Below are 1,173 nucleotides of genomic sequence, written 5' to 3'. Positions count from 1 at the left end.
TCTCTTGCTGCATTTTTTGCTAGATGTCAACTAGAAAGATCTTGGTTGAATGAAGAAGCTCCTCAGAACATTGATTCCATAGTTTCAAGAGATTTTGGTTTTCATCTATCTAATGGTTGATTAAATGAAGTGGCTCTATTGAACATGTTTTTCATATTTTCGACATTTGAGACATCTCATTTATTTAGGGGTTGATTGAATCTTTTTGCTGCAAAAAACATTGAATTCATATCTTGAACATTCTTAGTATTTCAACTATTCAATGGCTGATTAAAATTAACAGCATTGTGAAACATATGGTCCATGTTTTTTACTTTTGATACATTTCAATCATCTAATGGTTGATTGAATGAAGAAGCACCCCAAAACATGCAAGACATATAAGTAACTTGTGATACATCCCAATTATTTAAGGGTTGATTGAATGAAGAAGCAGCTCAAAACATTTGAACCATTGATTTTACTTTTCATACATCTCAGCCTGAAATATCTTGATTGAATACTTTTGCTCAACTAAACATTCGGTCCATATAATCAACATTTGAAGTATCTCAATTAGAAATATTCTGGTTGAAGTTAGAAAGTTCAAATGTTGAAGACATAACTACAACATTTGAAGTATCTCAATCTTCAATTCCATTAATATTTGGAGATTTATTATTATAAAACATATTAGCTATACTAGTAATTACTTCTGGTAGTTCAGGAACTTTATTGATATGTCTTGGCATTGTAGGAGATTGAATTAATGGGATTTTTATAGTTTTTGAGTTAAATGGATATGAGTATCCATTAGTATGTACTTCTTTGGAATTAATATAAAAATAACCAATTTTAATAATTTTATTAATATTATTATATTCATCATCTCAAAAATCTCTTTTGTAGGAGAATCTTGCATTACCATATTTATCTATATAATGTGTAGGAGAAGCCATAGTTTCAGGGTCTCATTCGGATTTTTCAGGATATTTTATATTTATTTTTCCATATAAAGAGACTGTAGAACTTGTATAGTCATTTGATAAAACACTTATAAAAGTTTTTATCCTTACTTTTAGTGTTCCATCAGGATTTTTACTAAAACCAATGGGAATTGTTAAATCAAAATCATCAAAGACATACTCTTTATCTTTTAAGTTAGGAAATCTATTTTCATATTCTTTTATAAGT

1 protein-coding gene is annotated in these 1,173 nt (G+C 28.1%); it reads right to left on the bottom strand.

Annotated features, from left to right (window positions below; genetic code table 4):
* The coding region (locus BCF89_RS08850; RefSeq protein WP_146236486.1) for a BspA family leucine-rich repeat surface protein at positions 1-1,173 on the bottom strand (1,173 nt) is incomplete at both ends.

Origin of the sequence: Metamycoplasma auris (genome assembly GCF_003253435.1) — a bacterium.
Classification (GTDB): Bacteria; Bacillota_I; Bacilli_A; order Mycoplasmatales; family Metamycoplasmataceae; genus Metamycoplasma; species Metamycoplasma auris.
This window is presented reverse-complemented; position numbering and strand designations above follow the sequence as displayed.